Source organism: Lentibacillus sediminis (assembly GCF_002763455.1).
GTDB classification, from domain to species: Bacteria; Bacillota; Bacilli; order Bacillales; family Amphibacillaceae; genus Lentibacillus_D; species Lentibacillus_D sediminis_A.
In genome coordinates this window covers 193,287-218,134 of sequence record NZ_NIXK01000002.1, presented here as the reverse complement: position 1 = coordinate 218,134, position 24,848 = coordinate 193,287, and the positions used below count along the sequence as shown (strand labels likewise).

Sequence of the window (24,848 nt, the reverse complement as noted above, 5' to 3'; positions counted from 1 at the left end):
TAGCTCCCTATAAGATGTTTTCCATGCCATAAATTAGCTCTTCCAACTCCATTACCTCTTCTATTGCCAGCTTAATGCCGTCCATAAAGGATTCCCTGTTATAGGAATCATGTTTGATCGAGAGAGTTTGGCCAGGGCCGCCGAACACTACCTCCTGATGTGCCACAAGACCCGGCAAACGGACACTATGGATACGCATTCCTTCATATTCCGCTCCTCTGGCTCCCGGAAAAGTCTCCTTCTCTTCAGGATGCCCCTGGGATTTATAAGAGCGGGAGTCTTTGATCAATTCCGCTGTCTTAACCGCTGACCCGGATGGCGCATCGCGTTTATTGTCATGATGTTTTTCTATAATTTCCACATCCGGTAAGTATTTTGCCGCCATTTTGGAAAAATGCATCATCAAGACGGCGCCAATTGCGAAGTTAGGGGCAATCAGACCGCCAAGTCGTTTTTCCTTTGCGAGCATTTTTAGATCTTCCAGTTGCACTTCAGTAAATCCTGTCGTGCCGATTACCGGCCTGACGTCATGTTCAAGTGCTGCTTTCGTGTGCTCATATGCCACATCCGGAACAGTTAAATCAACGAGTACATCTGCGTCCGTTTCCTCAAAACATGTACTGGTATCTTCGTAAATTGGTATATTAATATCAGGAAGTTCTTCGATATCCTTCAGGCTCATCCCATCGTTTTTGCGGTCAATACAGGCAACTAATTGAAAGTTCTCCTCTTGCCTGACCATTTTCACTGCTTCCGAACCCATTTTTCCTCTGGGCCCGGCGATAACTACCTTAATCGTCATTGCTGTCTGCCTCCTCAGTCTTAGGTGTCCATCGGTTTTTGTCCCGCGTTTCTATTTTTGTCATGGCGATATCAAAGGCTTCAGACATGTCAATGTCCAAGCTGTTCGCAAAACAGGAAAGCACAAACATAATATCACCCAATTCTTCTTCCACTGTTTTTTCTTCTTCTGTACGCTTTTTCGGTTTCTCTCCGTGATAATGACTGACCTCTCTTGCCAATTCGCCGACTTCTTCCGTAAGCCGTGCCAATTGGCTTAAAGGTGAAAAATACCCTTCTTTATATTGCGAAATATAGTCATCTACTCGTTTTTGCATCTGATTTGTGGTATATATTGGTGTATTGATAATAAGTTCCCCTTTGCCGGTTGCGTCTCTTATTATGTTAGCTAATCGCTGTTCGTTTGACAAATTATTTATACGAAAACGCAAAAATCTAAAAAGGCAGGAAAGGAGCGGTATTATGCTGTTCGGGTTAAAAATCAAAAATATTTTATTCATTTTGCTGGGTTCTGCCATCTTTTCGTTTGGAATTGTTCATTTCAATATGCAGAATAATTTAGGAGAGGGCGGTTTTACCGGGATCACTCTTCTGCTTTATTTTCTATGGGGATGGGACCCGGCGATCAGCAATATTGCGCTGAATATCCCCGTGTTTTTAATAGGATGGAAGTTTCTAGGCCGCAATACATTTTTGTATACGATCATTGGGACGGTAGCAGTGTCGGTATTTTTAAGTGTGTTTCAGGAGTATCAGTATTCATTTGACCTGCAGTCTGATATGACTCTGGCTGCATTGTTTGCAGGTGTATTTATCGGGGTCGGACTGGGGATTGTCTTCCGGTACGGCGGAACTACCGGGGGTGTGGATATCATTGCCAGGCTGGTTAATAAGTATGCCGGCTGGAGCATGGGCCGGACCATGTTTCTCTTTGATTTTGTCGTGATTACCACTTCGGTTCTGGTAATTTTAGAACTGCGGGAAGGAATGTACACCTTGGTGGCTGTCTATATCGGTGCAAGGGTAATTGATTTTATTCAGGAAGGCGCGTATGCTGCCAGGGCTGCCATGATAATTTCTTCTCACAGCCCGGCAATTTCCCAAAAAATAAACCAGGAGATGGATCGCGGTGTTACTGTGCTGAGCGGTCGGGGAAGTTTTTCCGGAGAAAACCGGGATGTGCTGTACTGCATTGTCGGCCGTAATGAAATCATCCGGCTAAAAACGATTATCAACCAAGTGGATCCCCACGCCTTTGTAGCAATGAGTTCCGTGCATGATGTGATGGGAGAAGGGTTCACCCTGGATGAAAACAAAAAACCTCTTCATAAAGAATAAAAAAAGATGGATGTGTGGTTGCACATCCATCTCTCTACTCTCTCTGGCCCAAATAAATAAGAATAAATCTGGCCAATTCCATGACAGCTACAAGGGCTGCAGCTACATACGTTAAAGCAGCCGCATTCAGTACTTTTTTCGTTTCCCTTTCCTCGTTGTTCCGAATCACTCCGGAAGCAACCAGCTGTCCCATCGCCCTGTTGGAGGCATCGAACTCCACAGGCAGTGTAACCAGCTGGAACAGCACTGCGGCAGACATGAAGATGATCCCTAGAAGTAGCATGTTGGTCATACCGAAAAATATTCCCATGAGGATAAAGAAGAAAGATATATTGGAGCCGAGACTGGCAACGGGAACCAGCGTACTTCTTAATTTCAAGAAGGCGTATTCCTGTTGATCCTGGATGGCATGTCCGACTTCATGAGCCGCGACCGCTGAGGAAGCCATCGATCTGCCGTCATGAATCCCATCTGAAAGCTTGAGCACTTTCTTTCTTGGGTCATAATGGTCGCTCAAAGTCCCTTTGGTCCGGCCAATTTGCACACTGTACAGGCCGTTGTCATCCAAAATTCTTCGTGCCACCTCTGCTCCTGTCATTCCGGAAGAGATTGGTCTTTTTGAATATTTTTTATACGTGCTTTTCACCCTGGATTGCGCCCATAAAGGTATCGCAATCAAGAGGACAATATAGATCAGATAACCACCTAATCCCATGTGGATTCCTCCATTTATAATTATCTCTTGCTAAGGTCAATTTTAGTCAAAAAAGGCAAATTAGTCAATTGTTTTGTCCTCGTCTGCTTGCTTTTGTTTTTCCCCTTTATATTTTTTCCAGCTGACGTAGGATAATGTAAGGATAATACATCCTCCCACCAGTAAAACCGGCCAAAAAAAAGAGCTTGCCTCCGCCACTGCCTTGCTCTCAGGGACATTCTGAGCAGCTTTAGCTGGCATTGCGGCCATAAAATAAATAACGATCCCTATAGGCAAAAAAAGGAAGACGCGCGCGTTTCTTTTAACCCTTTTCAACACAGAGATCACCTCACATATATCTTCTCCTTCCAATATATGTGAAGCAACTCGCTTTTATAACGCCGGGACATACTGAAACCAGCCGGCTGATTGACCAAGAACTACTCATTCCTTTTATTGCAAAATCTATAGACTGCGATATAAGTCAATGGGTTTTATGATCGCCGCTGCGGAAATACCCCTCGCTTTCCGCGGGAATCTGCCAAGCCTCCTCGCGCTGTCGCGCTGCGGGGTCTCGCCTATGCTTTTCATCCCGCAGGAGTCTCGGGGTATTTCCTCCGATGGGTGAGAAGCCTTTTAAAAGCAAACAACGACTACCTACATTGATGATGGTTGATTGAAGCGAAGGGAAGCCGACTCCTGCGGGAACAGCACGAGTCTGAAGACCCCGCAGGAAGTGTTCTTCTTCCGAGGAGGTTGAAGCCGTGCCCGCGAAAAGCAGCTTCCCGTAGCGGAAATCAACGAGCACTCTGCCGTGGATATTTCCGCAGCGGCAGCCTAAGTCGCAGTCAACTGCGAATTAAAAGCAACAAATTTATGAATCACAGCCGAAGTTTCTTGTCCGAACTGCTGATGGTTAATTTATACGCAATAAAAATGGACAATATGCTCAGCCAGAAGGTGAAATATCCGATTTCATTCATATAGCTGGTTAAGGAGGAATACATTGGCATCATTTCAAAGACGTAATCAATTACGTCATTATGCAGTGTCCAGACTGCAGCAAAAACGATATGCCTCAATTTAATATTGTAATATGGAGCGTAAAGCAGCCCCTGCACCGCCATCGCCCCGTGTGAGGCCATCAGCATATATCCCTGCCAGCCAAGTGAACCATCCACCATAAGTGTCAGCAAATTCATCACAACAGCCCAAACCCCATACTTAAACAGCGTAATCAGACCAAGCGCTTCTATATAGGGGACGTTTTTGCCAAATATAAAGAATAACAGGAAAATGGTAAAAAACAGACTTGCCGTCGGGCTATCCGGCACAAAAATTAAAAAGATATCCGGTGTGATCGACAGTTGCCCCTGATACCAAATGTATCCGTAAATAGTTCCAAAAAAGTTTATTAAAAATAATAAAATCAAAAAGCGTTTATCAAGCAATATGTATCTAAGCATACGTTGATCCTTTCCGAACACATCCATTTAGTAAAAAACACCTTCGCCAACTGTAATGGCAAAGGTGCTTTTACTGTATGTGCCGCTTATTGTTGTGCTTGTTCATTTACCGTCATGATAAAATCAACAAGCTGTTCGAGTTCTTCATCTGTTCCGGTAAACTGATCGGGCGGCATGGAGCCGACCCCTTCTCGGGCAATTTGTGCAATCTCCTCAGCGGAACGGTCAATTCCAATCAGCGTAGGACCGGCGCCCCCGCCTTGGAGTGCATCGCCATGACAGCTCATGCAGTTACTTTCATAAATAGCATAGCCTTCATGGGACGTATCGACCTGTACCTGTTCATCTGGAGGAATTGGGCGATTCTGTTCTGCACGTGCTTGATAATCTATTGGCGCAGCAGAACTCCACGTCAGCCAAATTACAGAAACAAGCCCAAGCAGCATCATACCGACTGCGACCGGACGCTGATGCGGTCTCCGGCCAGGACCAGTATCCAAAAATGGTGCCAGGAAGAGTGCCCCAAAAGCAATGCCCGGGAGGACAAGAATACCCATAAGTGTCCAATTCCCACTGGCAAATTCGTATTTTAACAGTTCATATAAGAACAGGAAATACCAGTCAGGCAACGGTATATATGATGCGTTTGTTGGATCAGCCATTCCTTCCAGCGGTGAAGGATGGGCAAGTGTCAAACAGAGAAATCCAACAAGGAATACTGACCCTACCAGCCATTCTTTAAGTAAATAGTTCGGCCAAAACGCTTCCGTTCTTCCTGGGAATTCCGAATAATCTTTTGGTATATAAGGATTCCGTTCCGCGGAAATTCGGGAATCTCCGACAAACTTCATCCCTTTTCCCTTTTTCACAGCTTTCCCTCCTTTTTATAATGGTCCGGAAATTCCTTGCTTACGAATCAAGATAAAGTGAATGCCCAGCAATGCAAACAATGCAGCTGGCAAGAAGAATACGTGAATCGCAAAGAATCTCGCTAATGTCTGAGCCCCGACAATGGTTGGATCACCTGCAAGCAGGGTTCTTAAAGCATCACCTATAAACGGAACCTGCTGGGCAATTTCCAGTCCAACCTGGGTAGCAAAATATGCTTTGTTGTCCCAAGGCAGCAAATAACCGGTGAATCCTAAGCCAAGAATGACAAAGAACAAGAGCACACCGACCATCCAGTTTAGCTCACGCGGCTTTTTATAAGAGCCGGTGAAGAACACACGACAGGTATGTAACAGCAGCATAACAACTACTACACTGGCGCCCCAGTGATGCATGCCGCGGACAATTTGTCCATGTGCAACTTCCGTCTGTAAGTAGTAAACCGATCTCCAGGCATTTTCAATATCTGGAACGTAATACATGGTTAAGAACATGCCGGACAAAATCTGGATCACAACAACGAAAAAGGTTAAACCGCCAAAACAGTAGACAAAAGCTGAGAAATGATGGGCCGGGTTAACATGTTCCGGTACTTCATGATCCGCAATATCTCGCCAGATTGGCGTAACATCGACACGTTCATCAATCCAGTCATAAATTTTTTGCAGCATTGATCATTACGCCTCCCCTCTAGGTATTGGTTGACCTAAGTATAGCATACCGTTTTCCACACTATGTTCATAAACACTCAGCGGTGCTGTAGGCGGGGTGCCCGGGACATTCGTGCCATCCTTGTAATAGCGTCCATTGTGGCACGGACAGAAGAACTGATCCGGGTATTCTTCACTGCCTTCCCAGGAAACAACACAGCCAAGATGTGTGCATATTGGCGAAAATGCCTGAATCTCATCATTTTCATTGACAAAAACCCACGCTGATTTGGTAACCTCTGACTCATACCAGCCATCCACCTGGGTAATTGTCCAGTCTACACGCTGCGGCTCATTTGTGATATCTTCTACTGCCAAACCTACGTTTGCCATATCACCGGCACCCGACTCCTGAAGCACAGGATCGATAGCCATACGAACCATTGGAGCCAGCATTCCAGCCGCCATAAATCCGCCTAAACCTGTAAGCGTATAATTTAAGAACTGTCTGCGGGTTACTTGCTGCTTTTTTTCGCTCATGATTTTCCCCCCTCTTTCCTGTAATCACGGACAATTACGTTTTAATCATATTACTAGGACAATACAATGATAGCGCAAACTTTTTGCCCGGTCAATCAATATTGTGGACTTCACGATAATTTTTAAACAATAGTCCAGCCTGTATAGCTGTCTGCTATCCTTTTCATTATTACCAATAAGAGCGGATTAATTCGCCCATTTCCTGTGCCTGTCCCCGAATCATTTGATGAGTTTCTGACGTCTGCATCGAATCTGTTGCCATTGCCGGAAGCCATATCAGTGTGCCGGCGAGGGCTTGTTCATGTTTTTTCCATGCTGGATCAAACGTAATGAAAAAGATATGGTTAAACGGCTGCTTTTGAATTTCTTCGCACCAGCTGCTCAGCCGCTCTCCCTCTACTTGTCTGTCAGAAGTTTTTAAGTAAGTGAATTCAGGGATGAGGAGAACCCGGCCGGCCAAATCCCTTTCAATTTCCCCTGCAAAAAGGTTCAAAACTTCACGCTGGAAAGCATTTTTCTTCAGCTCCTGACCCTGAGATAGCTGGAAAGGCACAAGTGGAATTACCGCCGTATCTATGTAATCCTTTGCCTCTTTATATGTCATCATGTCCTGTTGAATCCATTTCATTATGTTCTCCCTCTTTTCTATTTATCATGCTGCCTAAGGAAACGAATACATTATTTAGTAAATCTTATCTTATATGCACAAAAAAAATCAACCTATTGCTTTTGCAATTTAGGCTGATTTGGCTTCTGGAGCTGATGCAGCTGCTCTACCAATTCTGCAAATTTCTGCTGATCCATTTCGTCCAGCGCCTGGTCAATTTCCTCAAGCAAAGTCTGTTTTTTAAATTCATAGAGGGATTCTTCAAGCAGTTTTGCTGCCGTTTCCTGATCCTGTCCAGTGATATAAAACTCTTCCGGAAGATAGGGGTTTTCTACCAAAACCGCTGCATAGCAGGCGTTTTGTTTGGAATTTTTAAAGTTCAGCTGCAGGAACAAAGGCTGATCCCGGTTCAGGCGAATATCATGAAAGGATTTTTCCGCATCCGTTGTGACCAAATGGTTCTTATAAAAACGAAAAGGGGTATCCTCCGCACATTGCGCCGTCATTATGATCCCTCTTGGGCAAAACTTAACCTCCCGGACAAAATGCACATTCTCCAGCAATTCCGGATGGTTTAATAAGTAGTTCAAAATCCAGACGCTTTCCCGCTTTTTTAATTGGCAGGAATTCAGAAACCATTGAATAAATTGCTTCTTATCCTCCACGGACACAGGAGACTGCACGACATTCATACCTCCTTCATGATTTAACAAGCTGATTTACGCTTCATTTTCCTGCCTGAGACGGGTTAAAAACTCCTCTGTTTCCGTATCTTCCGGCTGCTGCTTGAGATAAGCTTCAAAAATCCGGAGAGCCTCCCGGGGTCTCCCCTCCTCGAGCAGAAAATAACCGTATTCCTTCATAAAGTCACTATCGTCTTTAAGACCATTATATGCTTCGTTGTAGTGGTTTAATGCAAGGTCATAAGATTCCATTTCATTATAAGCCTTAGCTAATTCCCATTCGTAAAGCGGATCCTCGGCTCCAGTATTTTTAATTTCTGTAAGAAGGTCGGCAATAGCCGAAAAATTCTCTGCTGTTTTAAATAATTCAATCAGAAACAGCACTGCCTCTTTATAATCTGGATCAAGCGCCAGTGCCTCCCGCACCAATTTTTCACTCCGCTCATCCCGGCCGAGCTGATGAGCCAGACTGCCTGCCAGAAAGTATAATTCTTTATTAAATTCGTCAATTTCCAGGCCTTTTTCAGCTGTTTCGTAAGCCTCTTTCGGCATTTTTTCTTCGTCGTACACTTCAGCAAGCTGGTAATAAACACTATGGTAATAGGCATCTAGCTCAATGACCTGCTCCCAGGCCTTAATGGCGATATCATGACGGCCGGCCTGTTTGGCAGTAAATCCGTATCGGAAAAGGGTATCCGGATTCTCACTTTCTGTTTGCTGATAAAATTCAAGTGCCTCTTCGTATTGACCTGATGCGGCATGGGCCTCGGCGAGTCTGTCATGAATCGATATATTGGCTACTTCTTGTGTTTTTCCCAGCAGTCTTTCATAATAAGTGATCGCACGGAGGTATTCCCCAATAGAGAACAGCAATTCTCCTAAGGCAAAATCAATAATCGGTTCATTGGGCTCTTGCTGTTTGGCGAGCAGCAATTTCTGCTCAGCTACTTCAAAAAGTCCTTGGGCCTGGTACAGATCCGCCAGCTGAATCAAGGCCTGTACAAAAGCTGGATCATCTTCACCGATCTCATTCAGCAAATTAATTGCTTGTTCATCAGCTTCCATTTCAATGTATATATCTGCAAGTTTTACTTTTATTTCACTTTCTCCGGGATATCGCTCAAGTAATTCCCGGAATACCTCGCTTGCTTCCTGCAGCATTCCCCACTGCATATACAATTCGGCAATCGTATACCTTTCCTCTTCTTCAGCTTTTGGCAAGTAATTTTCCAATAATTCAAGCGCCTTTTCAGACTGACTGCTCTCCATTAACTTTACTGCTTGCATGATGGTGTCCAAAGTGAACATCCTCTCTTGTCTTCCTGGTTTCATTATAACCAATGATCCGGCCTTATTAAAGCAGAAAACATCCGCTAAGAAAGGGTGCGGGGACCTAAGATTGTATTTTGGTTAAATCTGCAAAAAAGTCCGGATAGGAAACTGAAATAGAAGAGGCATCATCAAGTACGACTTCGCCTTTAGCAGCCAGTGAAGCAATTGCTGCCATCATCGCAATTCTATGATCCTGGTAAGAAGCTGCTTTTCCCCCTGTCAGTTTGCTTTTTCCATGAATAATCATCCCGTCTGCAGTTGGCTCAATGTCAGCACCGAGTGTTTTTAATACGTCACAAACGGCCGAGATTCGGTCTGTTTCTTTCACACGCAATTCCTCTGCGTCACGAATAACTGTCTTCCCTTCTGCCTGTGTGGCAAGTAAGGCAATTACAGGGATTTCATCAATTAAACGGGGAATCAACTCACCTTCAATCGTTATGCCATGAAGATCTGCATAGCTTACCGTTATGTCGCCAATATCTTCTCCTCCACTGGATTTTCGATTGCTTATCCGGATGTCTCCCCCCATCTTTTGCAGAACGTCCAGCAGGCCTGTCCTTGTTTCATTTAAACCGACAGCTTTTAACACCAAGTGGCTGCCGGGAATAATAGCAGCTGCTGCCATAAAGAAGGCAGCAGAGGAAATATCGCCAGGGACATAAATATTTCCGGCTTCTAATTTTGCTCCGCTCGAGATGCTGGTTTGCAGGCCATTTGCAGTAATATCTGCCCCAAAGGCCTGAAGCATCTTCTCTGTATGGTCCCTGGTGGCTGAACTCTCCCGAACAATGGTCTCGCCACCTGCAAATAAACCGGCGAGCAGCACGGCTGATTTTACCTGGGCACTCTTGACAGGAAGAGAATAATCGATTCCCTGCAGTTTTTTTCCGCGGATGGCCAAGGGCAAATAGCTGCCGCTTTCTCTTCCGTTCATTTCGGCTCCCATTTGTCTCAGCGGATTGACCACACGATCCATCGGTCTGGCAGAAAGCGACGAATCACCATAAACCACCGTAAAAAAGGGCAATCCTGCAAGCAAGCCGAGCATCAACCTTGTCGTCGTACCGGAGTTCCCAAAATATAAAGGTGCTTGTGGTTCTTTTAAGGCTTCTGGTCCATTGCCATGAATTCTTAATACAGGCCCTTCTCTATCAATCTTTATGCCCATCTGCCGAAAAGCTTCTACCGTCCGCATACAGTCTTCCCCTTCCAGGAAGTGACGGACCTTTGTTGTCCCATATGCCAGCGCACCGAAAATAACAGAGCGGTGAGAAATGGATTTATCCCCTGGCACTTCAATTTCTCCTCTTAGCGGCCCGGATGCTGGCTGGAAAGTAATATGTGTCATGTGAGCTCTCCACCTTTTTTAATCTTGGATCATTACTTCATAACCATGTGTTTTGAGCAGGCGGTAACTCGATGCCTGCATTTCCTCTGAAGGAAAACTAACCCGTAAAGCACCGGTTATTCCCTCTCTTATTTCCAGTATCTGGATGTTCTTAATACTAATCTCTTCTTTTGCAAGCAACTGAACCACAGAAGCTAGCGCCCCGGTCTGGTCCTGAATATCCACATATATATCATAAAAGGATGGGATGGCTCCTCTTTTTGCTGCCGGCATATCATCCCGGTATGTTTTTGCCTGATCGAGGTAATCGATCATTGCAGTTTTCTCATTTTCATCGACCAGCTTCTTTAGTGAGGACATCTCAAGAATCCATTCTTCCAGCAGCCGTGACATTTTCAGGCGATTATGATAAAAGATGTCCTGCCACATTTTCGGATTGCTGGAGGCAATTCTGGTAATATCGCGGAATCCTCCTGCTGCAAGTTTAGGAAGAAACGAATGGGTTTCCTCCCAGTTTTTCGCCTGATGCACGAGTGAAGACGCAATTAAATGAGGAAAATGTGAAACCACCCCAGTCATCTCATCATGTTCGTCTGGGTTTAGGATAAGAAAATTGCTGTTCGTGCTGGCAAGCATCCCTTTTAATCCGTCAACCTTCACAGATTCGCAGCCATTTGAAGGAATTAGCACATAGATGGCATTTTCGAATAAGTGTGGTTTAGCAGCCGATATTCCCTTTTTATGGGAGCCGGCCATCGGGTGCCCGCCGATAAACGTGATTCGGTTGTTTGTCAGGCCATTTGCAGCTTCCAAAATACTGCCTTTCACTGATGCCACATCGGAAACAAGCACATCATTGGCAAAGGTTATCTCGTTTAATTTATGAATAAGTGCGATGGTTTCCGAGATTGGTGCTGCCAGAATGATCAGATCGGCACGTTGCACTGCTTTTGTAAAATCCGTTTCCGCTTCATGGATAATGTTGTTTTGTGTGGCGTATTCCAAGGTCTCAGGGCAAATGTCATAGCCAATAATATGATGTTCTCCAGTTTGCATGAGGCTTTTCGCCAGCGATCCGCCGATTAGTCCAAGACCTGCTATTGCTGTCGTTTGTGTCACCTTCTATGTCTCCTTGCTCATTTTTATCTTAGTTCCTTGAGCGTTTCTTGCAGGCGCTTCATATCCGATTCTGCGCCTAGTGTGATCCGTATGGTACCCGGACATCCGATAGCCTCTCCGGGACGGACAATAAATCCATGTTCAAGCAGGTATTGAAAAGCCTTCTCCCCGCTTACAGGGGTGAAAACTAATATAAAATTTGTCTCGGAGTCATAATAATGCCAGCCAGTCTTCTTCAGGAACTGCTGAAAGGATTTTTTCACCGCAAGATTCTTTCGCCTCGTCTCCTCAATAAAATCTTGATCATTCCATGCAATCAGTGCTGCCTGCTGCGCCAGGGACGTTGTATTAAACGGACCTCTGACAACATTTAATGCGGCAATCAGCGTTGCGTTTGCAATTGCGTATCCGATACGCAGGCCTGCAAGCCCGTAAGCTTTGGAAAACGTACGCAGGATTATCAGATTTGGATAGGAAGCAAGATGACTGATTGCTTCCGGATCGGCTGAGGAACTCATATATTCATAATAAGCCTCGTCCAGCGCAATTACTGCATGTTTTGGACAGCGATCTAAGAAGTCATAGAGAGATTCTTTGGCAATCGTGCTTCCGGTAGGATTATTTGGAGAACAAACCCAAACCACGGCAGTATTGTCATCGATTGCTTCAAGCATCTGATCAAGGTCATGATGCCCGTCTTTTGTCGGAATTTCCCTGACCTCTGCACCTTCAATCAACGCATTATGCTTATATTGCGGAAAGGTGGGAGCAGCCATTACCGTATTTACACCAGGGTACAGGTATGCACGGCAAATCATTTGTACGATCTCCTCTGAACCACTGCCAAATAGCAGCTGATCCTCCTTCACATTTAACCGTTCGGCGATTGCAGTACGCAATTCAGCAGTATGCCCATCCGGGTAAATTTCAAATACAGGTTCATTCGTTTTCATATACGCTGCAACGCGGGAGGAAAAGCCGTATGGATTTTCATTCGACGCTAATTTTACAATACGGTCCAGGCCATATTGTGCTTTTATATCTTTTATTTGTTTTCCCTGCTGGTAAGGGGTCAATTGCTGCAAAACCTTTTTTCCTTCCATGACGTGCCCTCCTCGTAATAATTTGCTCTCCGCTATACGTTAGCCTTTTCGCTCTGCTAATAAATCGGGACGCAGCTTGACGGCTTCATGATGAAATGTATGCACAATCTCCTGCTGCTGCTTTTCGGTTTGTACCACCATCATTACTCGAATGCAGAGCTCCAGACTGCCGGGCACATCGATTTCTTTCATGCACATAACAGGAACATACGTCCATCCTGTCAACTGCCGCAGTGCTTTTGCCGGAAACCCGGCATTTATATCCTTCGTGACAGAGATAAATATATGGGAAATGTCTTCCGGATGCACCTGATTTTTTTCTGTCATTTCTTCAATCAGTTCTTTTGTACGGGAAATGATCTGCTCTTTCTCATTTTTTTCGATGGTCGTTGCTCCTCTTATTCCCCTTGTCATTCTTCCACCAGCCTTTTCGCAAAAGATTTTAGAAAAACACGCAGATTGTCTTCGGTTATTTCAACCAGTGCCGGTTTGCCGACAGCTTCTAAAAGCACCATCTTCACCTGTTTATTTACGCTCTTTTTATCTGTTTTCATTCTCGAAATAATAGCCTCTGTATGGAATTTTTGTACATGTTCCAGCGGATAATGGTTAGCCCTGATCCAGTGTAGCAAAGGACGAAAAGGAAGCTTTGCAGAAAAATGGAGTTCACTTACATGCAGTGAAAACAAGAGTCCAACAGCAACTGCTTCCCCATGGGTTAACACTCCATATCCCAGTTCTGCTTCCATCGCATGACCGAGTGTATGACCCAGGTTTAAATACATTCGACTTCCAGCTTCTTTCTCATCCTCTTCAACAATATTCGCTTTTATTTTTATTCCTTTAAATAAATGTTCTGTTAACTTTTGAGACGAAATTTGAGACAGATCGCTTTCTAATAATTGATTAAAAAATTCTTCATCTGCTATTAAAGATTCTTTGATAATTTCCGCATAACCTGAGCGGAATTCCTTTAAGTTGAGCGACTGCAATGTACACGTATCATAAATTACTGCACGGGGCGGGTAAAAACTGCCGATTAGATTCTTTCCCAGCGTGTGGTTAATTGCTACCTTGCCGCCGACACTTGAGTCATGCGCAAGAATGGTTGTAGGCATTTGCACATAATCGATCCCTCTCATGAATGTTGCTGCGACAAAACCTGCCAAATCGCCGACCACTCCGCCACCGAGGGCGATAATCAATGATTTCCGGTCCAAACCGTTAATAATGGCATCGGTATGAAGCTGGTAAAAAAGATTCGCATTTTTTGAAGCTTCTCCAGAAGGAATGATCGACCAATGCACATTGCTTCTTGGGAAAAACTTCTCAAGTCCTTCCCGGTATCTCCGTTCTACTTCTTCGTCCGTTATGATCAAGATCGAATTGTATGTTTTCTTCAGCAAATGCTCCGCCTCAAAGCGGACGTTCTCCCCAATATAAACAGGGTAAGTATGGGAACTGGAGTGTACCAGAAGCTTTTTCACTAAAAACACCTGATTTCTTCACGATAGTCTTCGATGGCCTGTTTTAGCTTAGGGAATTGATCACTTGGAAATTGTTCGGTGATCGCCTTCGCTAATTCAAATGCGACCACATGTTCCATCACCACCGCAGCTGCTGGAACAGCGCATGCGTCAGAACGCTCTACAGTTGCCTTAAATGGTTCCTTTGTCTCAATATCCACACTCTGAAGTGGCTTAAGCATCAGTGTGGGAATTGGTTTCATTACACCTTTTACTACGATTGGCATTCCTGTTGTCATTCCGCCTTCGAATCCGCCAAGACGATTGGTCTTGCGGTAATATCCCTTTGTGTCATCCCAAGCTATTTCATCGTGCACCTGGCTGCCGTTTTTCCTGGCAGCTTCAAATCCGATGCCAAATTCCACCCCTTTAAAGGCATTGATGCTGACAACACTTCCAGCTATCCGGCTGTCAAGTTTTCGGTCATAGTGGACATAAGACCCGACCCCGGCCGGCATTCCTTCCACATAAACCTCTACGACACCGCCAATAGAATCTCCTTCTTTTTTTGCCTGATCAATCGCAGCCATCATTTCCTCTTCCACGCTTTCATCCAGTACCCGGACCGGGGAGTTCTCCGACACAGACTGGCGCTCCTGAACTGGAATTTCTGTTTCAGCAGAGCGGATCCCAGCAATTTCTTTAACATAGCCGCTCAGCTCAATTCCTAAGTGACGCAGAAGTGTTTTGGCAACAGCACCAGCCGCCACTCGCGCCGCTGTTTCTCTTGCCGATGAACGTTCCAGCACATTCCGCAAATCGCGGTGTCCATATTTTAATCCGCCATTTAAATCCGCATGGCCGGGACGGGGCTTTGTCACCACTCTGCGTATCTTTGCATCTTCTTCAACCGGGTCTTCTCCCATAATGTCTGTCCAATGCTTGAAATCATCGTTATGGATAACGAGGGATAGCGGAGAACCCAATGTATAGCCGTGCCGGACACCACTGGTAATATCGGCTGTATCTTTTTCGATTTGCATCCGCTTGCCTCGGCCATGCCCTTTTTGCCGGCGCAAGAGCGACTGATTGATATCTTCTTTCATCAGGGGCATTCTGGCGGGAACCCCTTCAATGATTGTGGTAAGCTGTTTCCCGTGTGATTCTCCTGCTGTTAAATAACGCAAGTGACATTCTCCTTTGCCAGATTTAATTTTTTCTGAGGCTTTTCTTATCATGTATAAGTATCATTATGACTTGTCGCCTCAAGTTTTTCTAATAACTATACCATAACTTTGTTGTAAGTTGGTAAGATTCTTTGCAAAAACTGTGTTTCCTGTTAGTCAGTCGGTGAATGAGGCTGCCGGCTGCATTTTTTGGTAAAAAAAGGTATCCAGCAATCGCAGCTGATACTGATCCGCATGAAATATCTGTTCCGTGCTGCCGACAAACAGCACGCCGTTTAAGCCGAGTGCCTGACTGAAGTTCTTAAGAATAATTTCTTTTGCTTTATCTGTAAAATAAATCAGCACGTTTCGGCAAATGATCAGGTCTATGTTTTCCGGGTAGGTATCTGCCAGGAGATTGTGCGCTCGAAAAGTAATAGCTTTGCGCAGTTCTGGATCAACAATATAACGGCCATCCGCCTCTGTGAAATAATTATCCTTCATGGTATGTGGCACATCCCGGAGAGCCTGCGGGGAATAAGCACCAAGTTTTGCCTGTTGCAGTGCGTTCTTATCCAGATCTGTAGCCAAAATGCGGAAGTCTTTTTCAGGATAGAACTCTTTCAGCATGATGGCAATGCTGTATGGCTCCTCCCCGGTTGAACAAGCAGCACTCCAAATGTGGAGCGTTCCCTGTTTATCCAGAAGCTGAGGAAGGATTTTATGCTGAAGCACATCCCACCGCTTTGGGTTGCGGTAAAATTCCGACACATTGATCGTCAGCCGGTCGATAAATTCATCCAGCAGCCCTTTTTCTGCTAGTAGTGCCTGGTAGTAGGAATCAAAGTCAGAAAAACCGCGTTTATCCCGCAATGAGGTGATTCGCCGCTTCATTTGCGCTTCTTTGTATAAACGGAGGTCAATCCCCAGCGTCAAATAAATCCGCTCGACAAACCCTCCATATTCTTCTGCCATATGTATCCCTCATCTCCCCGAGTTATCACTTGTCAGCCCAGAATGGAATAAAGTTCCACTAACAAGATGTAAAAAGCCCCCCGTTTTACAACGGAGGTTGCTTTTTAATAAATCCATTCACTGTCCTGTTTGGTATAAGAAAGAATGTCCGCCTGATCAAAGAAAAGGCTAATCTCTCTGGAAGCACTCTCAGCAGAATCCGAGCCATGAATAATGTTCTTTCCAACTGTCACTCCGAAGTCGCCACGGATAGTGCCAGGAGCTGCTTCTTGCGGATTGGTCTTTCCCATCATCTCCCGCGCTGTCCCAATTACATTCTCACCTTCCCACACCATCGCGAAAACGGGTCCGGAAGTAATAAAGTCCACCAGTTCACCGAAGAAAGGCTTGTCTTTATGTTCTCCATAATGGGTTTTGGCAAGCTCATCTGTAATATTCATTAATTTTGCTCCTGCCAATTTAAATCCTTTTGCTTCCAATCTTCCTACGATTTCTCCTACCAGGTTGCGCTGTACACCATCTGGCTTTACCATTAAAAAAGTCTTTTCCATGTTCCACCTCACTGATATGTATTAAAAAAACCAACCGATAAAATTCTATCAAAAGTTTAGAAAAATAACAATAGCCTCAGGTTCGTCTTTTGCCGATATATTTGGCTATATCTGTCAGAGTCTCTTTTGCCTTAAGGGCTGGCAGGTCCTCCAGAGAATGCAGCGCTTTTTGCAAATACAAGTCACTCAGCTGGTAGGATCTTTGAATGGCATCTGTTCCCTGCAATTGCTGCAGCAGCTTTTCCATACCTCTTTCTGAAACGGTGTCCGGTTCCCGGAATGTGCTGCGGAGAAGCGCATCAAAGGATGGATCTTCCATAGCGTACAGGATCGGCAAAGTAACATTCCCCTGCAAGAGATCATTACCGACAGGTTTTCCCAGCTCCTTGGCAGTGGACGTGAAATCCAGAATGTCATCAATGATCTGGTAGGACATTCCAATATTGTAGCCATATTGAAACAGCTTTTTTGCCTGTCGTTCCGGCAGTCCGCTTACCATTGCACCAAGCTGGCAGCTGGTCGCTATCAAAAGAGCGGTTTTTCGTTTGATTCTTCGCAAATAATCACGCACCGTTTGATCCCACATGTATTTATCTTTAATCTGCTCAATTTCCCCAACTGAAACTTCCACAATTGTTTTAGACAGCAAGCGATGCACATCTGCTTGTTTAATTGAGGTAATTTCCTGCAACGCTCTTGCCAGAATATAATCACCGGTATACATTGCCACCCGGTTGTTATACATGTGCTTAATCGTCGGCTTTCCTCTGCGCAGTTTTGCATCATCTATGACATCATCGTGTACAAGTGTAGCCATATGAATTAATTCCAGTGACACGGCAACAGTGCGGACCTGCTTTTGATCATAGTCTCCCAATTGCCCTGACAGGACGACAAAAACCGGGCGAATCCGTTTCCCCCCGGCTTCAAGAAGTGCGGTGGAGGCTTCGCGTAATACCGGGTGTTCTGCCTGAATGACCTGGTTGATTGATTTCTCTATTTCCTCTAAATCTTTTTTAATATATCCATAAGTCTTCGCTAATTTCATCTGTGTCACCTTTATTTAAAACCAGTATTATTCTTTCGTTGCCATGTGCATGGCTGCGACTCCTCCTGTGTAGCTTTTCACCCGAATGGAAGAAAAACCTGCATCGAGAAACATTTGCTTCAGCTCATCTTTTCCCGGGAAATCCTGAGCTGATTCATTTAACCAGGCATACTCCTGATAGCTTTTTGCCAGTATTCTCCCGATGAATGGCATAATATAGCGGAAATAAAAATAATATAATTGCCGCCAACCAATAAGTGTTGGCTGGGATGTTTCCAGGCATACTGCTTTGCCTCCGGGTTTTACCACTCGGCGCATTTCTTTTAAAACTGTCATATAGTCCGGGACATTTCTGAGGCCGAAACCAATCGTCACATAATCAAATGAATCATCGGCAAACGGAAGTTCCATGGCATTTCCATGCAGCAAATGCAGCTGGTCAAGCTTCAGTTCATCTTTTTTCTCTTTTGCCACAGAGAGCATATTTTCGCTGAAGTCAAGACCTGTTACCTTTCCATCAGGCCCGACTGTCTCTGCTAATGAAATGGCCCAGTCACCGGTTCCGCAGCACACATCCAGCGCTTTGGCCCCTTCTTCCACTTGCATATGTTTCATTACATCCTTGCGCCATGCCTTGTGCCGCTGAAAGGAGATGACAGAATTCATCGAATCATAGTTTGAATATATTTTCTCAAATACGTGGTGAACACGCTGCTCTTTAGATGGTTCAGTCATTGGTTATCCTTCTTCCGCAAATGATGTGGTATGAGTCGGATATTTGCCTATTATGGATGAAAGATGATGCTTGTAAGGCCGTAAACGCTGCGGGAGTTCAGATAAGGCAAATTCGATATCCCGTTTTTTTGCCGCTATCTGCTGATGAATCAGCTGCAGCAATTCCTCGTTGGAATAACTTTGGTTATATTTTTGCCAATGTGCAAACAAAGGGGTAAATTCTCCTCTTGCAACTTCATCCTTCTCTTTTATCAGTCTTTGGGTAATCAGCCACGGCCCAATTATATTATTCAGCGCCGGTTCCCCGAGAAATCGAGCAACATGTAAAATGAGCAGAGCTTCCACTTTTTCAGCTATACTGATAAATTCGTCAAATGAGCGTGCTTCGTTATAGTAGAGGAGCATTTTGTATTCGTTAATCTCTTTAATTGCTGCAGCTAAAATATGTATGAAATCGAAATCATCAATCTTGGTAAGCAGAAGATAGTACAATCCACTATAATAATCGCCAGCCAAAACAGTTAACTGTTTTTTAGAATTCCGCTGTTCGCGGTTTTCCGTCTGATTCACTTCCGGCACAAGGTCATGAGTGTCCAAAGCTACCTGAGCGAGCATGGCGGACGTTATATAGTGTTCTTTTTGCTTCTTGGATAAAGATGTACAGTCTGTCAATTCGGCCAGAAGAATCAGCTTTTCCTCTTCTATTGCAGGTCTTTTCAGTACACTATCCAAGTATGTATGCTCTAATTGTTGTTCGATATTCGCCTTTAATTGCTGAATCTCTGCACTGCCTTTACTCAACGAAATCACCCAAGTCCTTTCATCCATTCATTTCTTGCTAACCAAAGTATAACACATAACAGGCAGCTTCGATAATAATGCATACCGCGGATGATGCTAGAGGAGTTTCCTGTTCTATTAATCGTTCTCCAATTGCCCGTGGCTGGTCTGGATGATCGCTTTTCCCCGGACTTTCACAGCAGAAGTATGCTCGGTAAACTGGGCAATCATTATTTCGTCTTTATCCAGTTTTTCTGAATGATGAAAGCGTGTATCGGTTCCTCTGGTTAAACCAATCACGTTGACACCGTCTTCCAGTGCTTTAATAACAAAGAAATCACTATTTACGTTTGTACTTGTCATTTTTTGCCCCCCTGTCTTTTTTAAATATCGCTTAATCCTCGCTCAAAGTCAATGAAAGATTGGAAAAATCAGCTTATCGCTTTACTTTCTTCCCTGCCAATATAAAAAGGGTGCGTAATATACGCACCCTTTTTTGCCCTATGTAAATTATTTTACACTGTCTTTCAGGGCTTTTCCTGGTTTGAAAGCAGGAACTTTGCTTGCAGGGATTTCGATTTCTTCTCCAGTTTGTGGGTTGCGGCCTTTGCGGGCTGAACGCTCACGCACTTCAAAGTTGCCGAATCCGATTAACTGAACTTTTTCACCTTTTGTAAGTGAATCCATGACAGAATCGAAAACTGCATCTACGGCTTCCGCAGCATCTTTTTTGGAAAGGTCGCTTCTTTCAGCAACGGCATTTACCAGATCTGTTTTGTTCATGACATTCACCTCCTCCCAATAAAGTCAATCAACAGTTGAACAAATAATCAAGTTACCACCATTTGTTCACCATTTTACCAGCTTTTATACTTTGATGCCATCAGTTTCAAATGATGACAAGGCTTATATTAACCGAGTTTGCAGCAAAATTCAACAATTATTATCCATTTTTCCTTTATTTCTTGAAGAAAGTAGCCCGGAATTGTTAATTTTGATGCCTGTATCTCTACCTCGGGGTAAATATAAGCATATCGCTCATGTACATATATACGACAAGCTGGCGATAATTCCTGCTGTTTGTCCCATTTTTTTTAATAAAAATTACAGAAATGCTTCTTTGAGGTGAAAATTTCAGAAGATCAGGTTTTCGATCACACCCCTCACCACGAATATTTTTGTGGCCGAGAGGCTTTTTGCACAAAAAAAAGCAGCGGTTAATAGCTGCTATAAAATAATCGCTATTAAACCGCCTGAGCCTTCGTTGATAATCCGTTCCAATGTATCTTTTAACTTGTATCTTGCATTCTCTGGCATAAGGGAAATTTTGCCCTGGATGCCTTCCCTCACAATCGAGCTGAGGGATCTTCCAAAAATATCTGATTCCCAAATCGACAATGGATCTTCCTCGAAATCCTGCATTAGATAGCGGACAAGCTCTTCACTTTGTTTTTCGGTGCCGATAATCGGTGAAAACTCCGATTCCACCTCTACTCTTATCATATGAATGGATGGTGCGACCGCTTTAAGTCTGACACCAAACCGGGATCCCTGACGTATGATTTCCGGCTCATCCAACTGCATATCTTCAAGCGTTGGTGCTGCGATGCCATAACCTGTTTGTTTAACCATTTGCAGAGCGCCTGCCACCTGGTCATATTCCCGCTTGGCGTGGGCAAAATCCTGCATCAGTTCCAGCAGGTGGTCTTTGCCGCGTATTTCTTCCCCGACAATCTCTTTCAGCACCTGGTCATATAAGTAATCCGGTGCATGCAGATCAATTTCCGCTACGCCTTCACCCATATCCATTCCGGCGATATTCGCGTTTTCGATGTATTCATAGCCGGAAAACTCCCCAACGATATGATCAACATCCCGAAGCCGTCTGATGTTTTTCACTGTGTCCTGAATGGCCTCCTGGTAGCTTCCTTTCAGCCAGTGGTTATCATTCAGCACCATTACCCAGCTCGGCAGATTGACGTTTACCTCAAGTACCGGAAATTCGTACAATGATTCCCTGAGGACGTTGTAGACATCATGTTCAGTCATGGATTCGATGCTCATCGCAAGCACTGGTATGTCATATCTTTCTGCCAGATCCTGCCGCAGCAGCTCTGTTTCCTGGCTGGTTGGATGTACGGAATTAACCACCATGATAAATGGCTTTCCAACTTCTTTCAGTTCTTCTACCACTTTCGCTTCGGATTCCTCATAATCATTTCTTGGAATCTCGCCGATTGTTCCATCTGTGGTGACAACTACCCCGATGGTCGAATGCTCCTGAATGACCTTCCTCGTGCCGATTTCAGCGGCATCGTGAAAAGGTATCGGATCTTCATACCATGGCGTGTGCACCATTCTCGGCCCATTTTCATCTTCAAATCCTTTCGCACTCTCGACCGCGTATCCTACGCAATCGACCAGTCGGACATTGACATCCAGTGCATCATCTACGTTAATGGAAACCGCCTGATTTGGAATGAATTTGGGCTCCGTAGTCATAATCGTTTTGCCTGCAGCACTTTGCGGAAGTTCATCATGAGCTCTTGCGCGTTCTGATTCTTCTTCGATATTGGGGAGCACAACCAACTCCATGAATTTCTTGATAAATGTCGATTTCCCCGTACGGACAGCCCCTACAATTCCCAGATAAATATCTCCGTCCGTGCGCTGTGAAATATCCTTAAAGATATCAACCTTTTCCAAAAGATCCCCTCCCGATCTCTTCGTACGTTTTCTTAGAAAAACTACGAATAATTGACATTACAAGTCTATGATGTTGTCCTATCAAAATATGCCATAAATAAATATAAAGATTAGAAAACCTGGCTTGTCGGCAAACCTTTATGGCGGCAAGATTTCATCGCACGTAAACAGCATAGGAAAAACTTAAATGAAAAAACCCTCGAAACAATATATGTCTCAAGGGCGGGAATATGTTAGATAAATTTTAAGCGAGAGCATTTATGCTCTCTATTGGTAAATTAGCTTGCAGCAGAGAATACCGGCTCTCCATCTTTAACAGCATACGGGAGAGAGTAAGCGGGTACAAATGGCGTATGTTCTACCAGAAGGTAACGAAGATCTTCTCCATTGCTGTAGCCTTCCTGTCCAAACTCTTTTAATGCCCGGGTGAGATCCAGTCGGTAATCAATATAAACGTTTCCCTCTATATCCATTACCAGTGGAAGATTTTCCTTGGAATAGGGACTTATCACACGTGGAGGACTCTCTAAGCCCAGCTCCTGGTAATCTATGGTAAAAACACCCTCAGCGATCTCCTCACCAAACGGGGGATAGATATGTTCATTCCGGTAAAAATTCATCTGTACATTCACCTGCCTGACTGCTTCTGTTAATCGCAGGTCAAGCAATTTCACACGCGGATTATCTTCCGGAGTGATGAGGGTGTATTGGTAATAACCACCATTTTCAAATGCATTCCCAGGAATTTCTGTGAGTGCGTTCGCTTGTTGCAAAGCGGTGAAATCGATTAAATATTTTTGAAATACAGGCGTGTCGCTGCCTTTTGTTTTGATCGGAACTAATCCGCGTCTATTTTCCCTATACGTCTCAACCGCCGTCTGTACCATCTCCAGCTGCGCCTCATTTGGCAGATCATTTTCTGCACGCTCACTCTGCGGATAGAGACAGCCGCTGAGCAGAATGGTAAACAGCAAAACTGTAAACAAGCGGAAATATGTAAATTTCATGAACAGTCTCCTTCTGTATCTATGATGTCGGACCGCTGAATACGGTATAAAATACAATTAAGGCACCCAAAAGAAAAGATCCGTATGCAAGAAATGAGACTGCTGCTGCAAAAATCCCTTTGAGCTTGTGCCTGCTTAACAGGATAAGCCCCATGGCGACGATAAGCAGTCCCATACCGATAAACGATACCCACATTTTATCCATTGAACTCAAAGTAAATCACTCCTGACTTCACACGCTGGCTCTGGACCACCGCAATTTGTATTATAACATATGCTTGTCCTGCCAGGCATTATAAAATATTTTTCTCTTGTTGCCAAGGAACACTTCTTTTTCCGACTACATTAAAATACGGGATGAAGGGGGGCAGCTTCATCCCGAAATGACTAAATAACACCCGCAGCAAACTCTATCCATGAATGCTTGTGCAATTTATTTTATGCGAGCATGCGGCACAATGTATCCTCACTTGCCCAGGTACCGTTATTTTTTAAATAAGGAATCAAGGGAGTTCATATCAGCGGGAACGTTGTTTTTTGCAATAGATTCCACCAACTTATCTTCCTTTTCCTTGGACAGCGGTTTGTTCGCCATCTTTGCTAGCTGGCGCACCAGCTGGCGAACGGTCTTTTCGTCCGAAAAATCGGCATGTTTTACAGAATCTGCAACTTTATAGATTTCATCTGGACGAATGTTGGAATTTTTTTGGATTTTGTCAAACATTCCTTTTTGAAAATTATTCACCAGGTCTCCTCCTTGCATTCTAAATTCAACATATTATATGCAAGGAGGCCATCCTCTGTTATTGTGAATAGCGTTCGCTAAGCAATTTAGCAATATCGTCCATTTCTTCACGCTTCGATCGGTTCATTAACTGCTCCACCATTTCTCTGGGATCTTTTTCTTCAAACAGAATTTGATGCAGCCCTGAGGTGATAGGCATTTCCACCTGCTGCTCTGTGGCAAATTGATAGGCCGCTTTGACGGTCCGCACACCTTCTACGACCATCCCCATTTGTTCCAGTACTTCATCAAGCTTATGCCCTTTTCCCAATAAATTTCCTGCCCGCCAGTTGCGGCTGTGGACACTCGTGCAGGTCACAATCAAGTCGCCGACCCCGGAAAGGCCCAAAAAGCTGAGCGGATTAGCTCCAAGGGAGGTACCCAGACGGGCAATTTCCGCCAGTCCCCTGGTGATCAACGCCGCTTTTGCATTATCACCATACCCCAGACCGTCGGAGATCCCTGCTCCAAGTGCGATAATATTTTTCAGCGCTCCGCCAAGTTCAATTCCCAGCATATCCGGACTGGTATAAACCCTAAAGGACTCATTGATAAACAGATCCTGCGCATGTTGGGCATTCTTGTGATTTTCTGAAGATACTGTTACGGTAGTCGGCTGTCGTAAGGCCACTTCTTCTGCGTGGCTTGGGCCGGATAATACCACAATATCTTCTTGCGCCACACGCATCATTTCTTCACTGATCATTTGTGAGACGCGTTTTAATGTGACTGGTTCAATCCCTTTCGTTGCATGGATCAATGTCACTTCAGACGTAAGTACCTCATCCAGCTGTCTGCAGACTTCACGAATTGCTTTGGCTGGTACGACGATAACAACCGCGGAAACATCTTCTATTGCTTCCTTCATCTCGTAATAAGCCGTAATCGACGCAGGTATTTCCGCTTCCAGATACCGTTTATTCTGCTTGGTGCGGTTGATCTCCTCCGCTTGGTCTTTGCGGTGTGTCCATAAACGAACATCATGGCCATTATCAGCCAGCATGATGCTCAATGCGGTCCCCCAGCTTCCTGCTCCAAGTACTGCCACTTTTTCCATT

30 protein-coding genes are annotated in these 24,848 nt (G+C 44.5%); 1 reads left to right on the top strand and 29 read right to left on the bottom strand.

Features of this window, described 5'->3' with window-relative positions:
* Nucleotides 1-7 precede the first annotated feature (7 nt).
* Both dapB and CEG13_RS05190 read right to left on the bottom strand, forming a co-directional pair.
* A complete protein-coding gene (dapB, locus tag CEG13_RS05195) occupies nt 8-802 on the bottom strand; it encodes a 4-hydroxy-tetrahydrodipicolinate reductase (protein ID WP_100010810.1) in 795 nt (264 codons plus the stop codon).
* Nucleotides 792-1,211 (bottom strand): nucleotide pyrophosphohydrolase, encoded by a 420-nt coding sequence (locus CEG13_RS05190; protein WP_420843787.1) that lies wholly within the window; start codon nt 1,209-1,211, stop codon nt 792-794. Before CEG13_RS05190 ends, dapB begins: the two co-directional genes overlap by 11 nt.
* Nucleotides 1,212-1,263: 52 nt before the next feature.
* Here CEG13_RS05190 and CEG13_RS05185 point away from each other — a divergent pair, with 52 nt between their 5' ends.
* Nucleotides 1,264-2,139 (top strand): YitT family protein, encoded by an 876-nt coding sequence (locus CEG13_RS05185; protein WP_100010809.1) that lies wholly within the window; start codon nt 1,264-1,266, stop codon nt 2,137-2,139.
* Between the two features lie 34 nt (nt 2,140-2,173).
* On the opposite strand, the gene CEG13_RS05180 is transcribed toward CEG13_RS05185, so the two are convergent.
* The 27 genes from CEG13_RS05180 to CEG13_RS05050 all read right to left on the bottom strand — a co-directional run bounded on the left by CEG13_RS05180 (nt 2,174) and on the right by CEG13_RS05050 (nt 24,847).
* Complete coding sequence (locus tag CEG13_RS05180) at nt 2,174-2,854, bottom strand: zinc metallopeptidase (RefSeq protein ID WP_100010808.1); 681 nt, start codon at nt 2,852-2,854, stop codon at nt 2,174-2,176.
* Between the two features lie 60 nt (nt 2,855-2,914).
* Nucleotides 2,915-3,205 carry a sporulation protein YpjB gene (locus tag CEG13_RS19060; RefSeq protein WP_239984576.1) on the bottom strand — a complete coding sequence of 97 codons (291 nt, stop codon included), beginning with the start codon at nt 3,203-3,205 and terminating at the stop codon, nt 2,915-2,917.
* A 509-nt stretch (nt 3,206-3,714) separates the two neighbouring features.
* Entirely contained in the window at nt 3,715-4,299 is a 585-nt protein-coding gene (gene lhaT, locus CEG13_RS05170; protein WP_100011189.1) for a lipoprotein heptaprenylglyceryl N-acetyltransferase LhaT, read from the bottom strand.
* Between the two features lie 86 nt (nt 4,300-4,385).
* Nucleotides 4,386-5,168, bottom strand: a complete 783-nt coding sequence (locus CEG13_RS05165) for a menaquinol-cytochrome c reductase cytochrome b/c subunit (RefSeq protein WP_100010807.1) — start codon at nt 5,166-5,168, stop codon at nt 4,386-4,388.
* Between the two features lie 15 nt (nt 5,169-5,183).
* Nucleotides 5,184-5,858, bottom strand: a complete 675-nt coding sequence (gene qcrB, locus CEG13_RS05160) for a menaquinol-cytochrome c reductase cytochrome b subunit (protein ID WP_100010806.1) — start codon at nt 5,856-5,858, stop codon at nt 5,184-5,186.
* Between the two features lie 6 nt (nt 5,859-5,864).
* Nucleotides 5,865-6,377: a QcrA and Rieske domain-containing protein gene (locus tag CEG13_RS05155; protein ID WP_100010805.1), complete on the bottom strand. Its 513-nt coding sequence runs from the start codon at nt 6,375-6,377 to the stop codon at nt 5,865-5,867.
* A 169-nt stretch (nt 6,378-6,546) separates the two neighbouring features.
* Nucleotides 6,547-7,005: a YpiF family protein gene (locus CEG13_RS05150; RefSeq protein WP_100010804.1), complete on the bottom strand. Its 459-nt coding sequence runs from the start codon at nt 7,003-7,005 to the stop codon at nt 6,547-6,549.
* A gap of 92 nt (nt 7,006-7,097) precedes the next feature.
* Nucleotides 7,098-7,667: a ReoY family proteolytic degradation factor gene (locus tag CEG13_RS05145; protein ID WP_100011188.1), complete on the bottom strand. Its 570-nt coding sequence runs from the start codon at nt 7,665-7,667 to the stop codon at nt 7,098-7,100.
* A gap of 36 nt (nt 7,668-7,703) precedes the next feature.
* Nucleotides 7,704-8,975, bottom strand: coding sequence for a tetratricopeptide repeat protein (locus CEG13_RS05140; RefSeq protein WP_338033002.1), 1,272 nt, complete (start codon nt 8,973-8,975; stop codon nt 7,704-7,706).
* Between the two features lie 85 nt (nt 8,976-9,060).
* Nucleotides 9,061-10,350, bottom strand: a complete 1,290-nt coding sequence (aroA, locus tag CEG13_RS05135; RefSeq protein WP_100010803.1) for a 3-phosphoshikimate 1-carboxyvinyltransferase — start codon at nt 10,348-10,350, stop codon at nt 9,061-9,063.
* Between the two features lie 18 nt (nt 10,351-10,368).
* Complete coding sequence (locus CEG13_RS05130; protein ID WP_100010802.1) at nt 10,369-11,469, bottom strand: prephenate dehydrogenase; 1,101 nt, start codon at nt 11,467-11,469, stop codon at nt 10,369-10,371.
* Between the two features lie 23 nt (nt 11,470-11,492).
* A complete protein-coding gene (gene hisC / locus CEG13_RS05125) occupies nt 11,493-12,572 on the bottom strand; it encodes a histidinol-phosphate transaminase (RefSeq protein ID WP_100010801.1) in 1,080 nt (359 codons plus the stop codon).
* 39 nt (nt 12,573-12,611) lie between these two features.
* On the bottom strand, nt 12,612-12,986 hold the full coding sequence (aroH, locus tag CEG13_RS05120; protein ID WP_100010800.1) for a chorismate mutase: 375 nt from the start codon (nt 12,984-12,986) through the stop codon (nt 12,612-12,614).
* The gene (gene aroB / locus CEG13_RS05115; RefSeq protein ID WP_100010799.1) at nt 12,983-14,059 is read right to left on the bottom strand and encodes a 3-dehydroquinate synthase; all 1,077 of its coding nucleotides are present in this window, start codon (nt 14,057-14,059) and stop codon (nt 12,983-12,985) included. The genes aroH and aroB overlap by 4 nt, the downstream gene beginning before the upstream one ends.
* On the bottom strand, nt 14,059-15,225 hold the full coding sequence (gene aroC / locus CEG13_RS05110) for a chorismate synthase (protein ID WP_100010798.1): 1,167 nt from the start codon (nt 15,223-15,225) through the stop codon (nt 14,059-14,061). Before aroC ends, aroB begins: the two co-directional genes overlap by 1 nt.
* A gap of 156 nt (nt 15,226-15,381) precedes the next feature.
* On the bottom strand, nt 15,382-16,179 hold the full coding sequence (locus tag CEG13_RS05105) for a CheR family methyltransferase (protein ID WP_100010797.1): 798 nt from the start codon (nt 16,177-16,179) through the stop codon (nt 15,382-15,384).
* Between the two features lie 104 nt (nt 16,180-16,283).
* A complete protein-coding gene (ndk, locus tag CEG13_RS05100) occupies nt 16,284-16,730 on the bottom strand; it encodes a nucleoside-diphosphate kinase (protein WP_100010796.1) in 447 nt (148 codons plus the stop codon).
* 76 nt (nt 16,731-16,806) lie between these two features.
* Nucleotides 16,807-17,778, bottom strand: coding sequence for a heptaprenyl diphosphate synthase component II (hepT, locus tag CEG13_RS05095; protein WP_100010795.1), 972 nt, complete (start codon nt 17,776-17,778; stop codon nt 16,807-16,809).
* Between the two features lie 27 nt (nt 17,779-17,805).
* Nucleotides 17,806-18,513, bottom strand: coding sequence for a demethylmenaquinone methyltransferase (gene menG, locus CEG13_RS05090; protein ID WP_100010794.1), 708 nt, complete (start codon nt 18,511-18,513; stop codon nt 17,806-17,808).
* 3 nt (nt 18,514-18,516) lie between these two features.
* Nucleotides 18,517-19,341 (bottom strand): heptaprenyl diphosphate synthase component 1, encoded by an 825-nt coding sequence (locus CEG13_RS05085; RefSeq protein ID WP_100010793.1) that lies wholly within the window; start codon nt 19,339-19,341, stop codon nt 18,517-18,519.
* Between the two features lie 90 nt (nt 19,342-19,431).
* Nucleotides 19,432-19,656, bottom strand: a complete 225-nt coding sequence (gene mtrB, locus CEG13_RS05080; protein ID WP_100010792.1) for a trp RNA-binding attenuation protein MtrB — start codon at nt 19,654-19,656, stop codon at nt 19,432-19,434.
* Nucleotides 19,657-19,803: 147 nt separating this feature from the next.
* Nucleotides 19,804-20,076, bottom strand: coding sequence for an HU family DNA-binding protein (locus CEG13_RS05075; RefSeq protein WP_100010791.1), 273 nt, complete (start codon nt 20,074-20,076; stop codon nt 19,804-19,806).
* 444 nt (nt 20,077-20,520) lie between these two features.
* Nucleotides 20,521-21,999, bottom strand: coding sequence for a stage IV sporulation protein A (spoIVA, locus tag CEG13_RS05070; RefSeq protein WP_100010790.1), 1,479 nt, complete (start codon nt 21,997-21,999; stop codon nt 20,521-20,523).
* A 278-nt stretch (nt 22,000-22,277) separates the two neighbouring features.
* Nucleotides 22,278-23,006 carry a hypothetical protein gene (locus CEG13_RS05065; protein ID WP_100010789.1) on the bottom strand — a complete coding sequence of 243 codons (729 nt, stop codon included), beginning with the start codon at nt 23,004-23,006 and terminating at the stop codon, nt 22,278-22,280.
* Between the two features lie 19 nt (nt 23,007-23,025).
* Nucleotides 23,026-23,211, bottom strand: coding sequence for a DUF2768 domain-containing protein (locus CEG13_RS05060; RefSeq protein WP_192869519.1), 186 nt, complete (start codon nt 23,209-23,211; stop codon nt 23,026-23,028).
* 279 nt (nt 23,212-23,490) lie between these two features.
* Nucleotides 23,491-23,751, bottom strand: coding sequence for a stage VI sporulation protein F (locus CEG13_RS05055; protein WP_100010787.1), 261 nt, complete (start codon nt 23,749-23,751; stop codon nt 23,491-23,493).
* A gap of 58 nt (nt 23,752-23,809) precedes the next feature.
* Complete coding sequence (locus CEG13_RS05050; protein WP_100010786.1) at nt 23,810-24,847, bottom strand: NAD(P)H-dependent glycerol-3-phosphate dehydrogenase; 1,038 nt, start codon at nt 24,845-24,847, stop codon at nt 23,810-23,812.
* Between the last annotated feature and the right edge of the window lies 1 nt (nt 24,848).